At 37.7% G+C, this 1,717-nt stretch carries 1 protein-coding gene; it reads right to left on the bottom strand.

What is annotated here, in order from left to right:
* Positions 1–627 precede the first annotated feature (627 nt).
* A complete protein-coding gene (locus WBG07_RS19290; RefSeq protein WP_340203760.1) occupies positions 628–1,281 on the bottom strand; it encodes a hypothetical protein in 654 nt (217 codons plus the stop codon).
* Between the last annotated feature and the right edge of the window lie 436 nt (positions 1,282–1,717).

Here is a 1,717-nt window from a genome sequence, read left to right as displayed (position 1 = left end):
AACGTAAAGTGTAAAAAGCGTTTTAATGCTTTTTTACATAGTGTTAAGTTTAGTTGTTCTACCCAAATGTAAGGAATTTTCCCCTTTCTTACAGTGGGGTAAACTAACGGAGTTTCAACAGGCCGCGCAAATCATGAAGAGCCAACACTTGATGGAGGGATCAGTGGCGGCTATGGGCCTTTATCCCTGATAAGGTAAGTAGCTGGCAATGAAGTAAAGCGTTAAAATCAAACCCTGCTCGCGGGCTTATTTTTAGCTCAAAGCGGTTCGGGAAGAAAAAAGCAGTTCTTGACTTTATCATTTTTTTTCGATACCTTAACCAAAGTCTTTAGTACGTTAGCTACGTTTGCAAATCCAAATTTGCACGATGCAATCGAAAAGACTTTGACTTCCCGCTTTTTAAAAAATCTAAGCCTTAAAAATACTTGCCAATCCTTACTTTTTTAACGCATCCATCCGTGAAGTTTTGTCTGATGGGCTGCTTGAAATTAAACTTAACGTCTCCGGCTATGAGTAGTTGCGTGGGTTAGCACTTAACTTTGCAAGTACACACCAAACTGAAAATCCGCGAGGATTTTCAGAAGTAGACGAGAACCAGCAATTACTTATAGCCATTGTTGCCACCAGTTATTTTATTCCGATAATTTTTTCAATCGGTTCGTTAATATAATCAAATTCAAGTTTTTTCATTCGGTGTATTGGACTGTCAAATCCAACAATATTATTTCCACTAAATGACCTTAAATCCAAAACTCGGAATTTCTTTTTGTATTTAGTCAACGTTTTGTTTTTCAAGTCTACAATTCCGATTCTTTGGAATGTTCCGCTAAAAAATGACCTGTCCCAAATCGGTATTGCGACTTTTTGTCCGTTTCGAGTCCAGATTGCTGGTCCGCCACAATTTTCGGAAATCAAAATCTCCTTATTGTCATTAAATTTTACTTTACATTTTCCACTCAATGGAGCACCCATTCCAACTTCGTTAAGATTAGAATATTCCAACGTGGCTTTATTTTCATTTTCTTGTCCGTTTGAGTTTTCATTCGGAAAATCCCAAGCATTTGGATATTTCAGAGAGTCCATTGAGAATCCAACTATTCTGCCAATTGAAAGTTCGTCAAATTTTAATGCTTGTAGTATTGTTCGAGCTTTGTATTTGTCCGACTTTTTGGCTTTGTCAAATTCATCCATTAAACCACTTTCCCAAAGACGTTCATTTCCTGTCATTCCTTCAATTCCGACAACGTTATTCGCTTTTTCGTAAATTTCTTTTGTGGTCATTTCTTTAATTGGTGGCAACGTAAAGTGTAAAAAGCGTTTTAATGCTTTTTTACATAGTGTTAAGTTTAGTTGTTCTACCCAAATGTAAGGAATTTTCCCCTTTCTTACAGTGGGGTAAACTAACGGAGTTTCAACAGGCCGCGCAAATCATGAAGAGCCAACACTTGATGGAGGGATCAGTGGCGGCTATGGGCCTTTATCCCTGATAAGGTACGTAGCTGGCAATGAAGTAGAGCGTTAAAATCAAACCCTGCTCGCGGGCCTATTTTTAGCACAAAGCGGTTCGGGAAGAAAAAAGCAGTTCTTGACTTTATCATTTTTTTTCGATATCTTAACCAAAGTCTTTAGTACGTTAGCTACGTTTGCAAATACGAATTTGCACGATGCAATCGAAAAGACTTTGACTTCCCGCTTTTTAAAAAATCTAAGCCTTAAA

Source organism: Ascidiimonas meishanensis (genome assembly GCF_037782385.1).
Classification (GTDB): domain Bacteria; phylum Bacteroidota; class Bacteroidia; order Flavobacteriales; family Flavobacteriaceae; genus Ascidiimonas; species Ascidiimonas meishanensis.
This window is presented reverse-complemented; position numbering and strand designations above follow the sequence as displayed.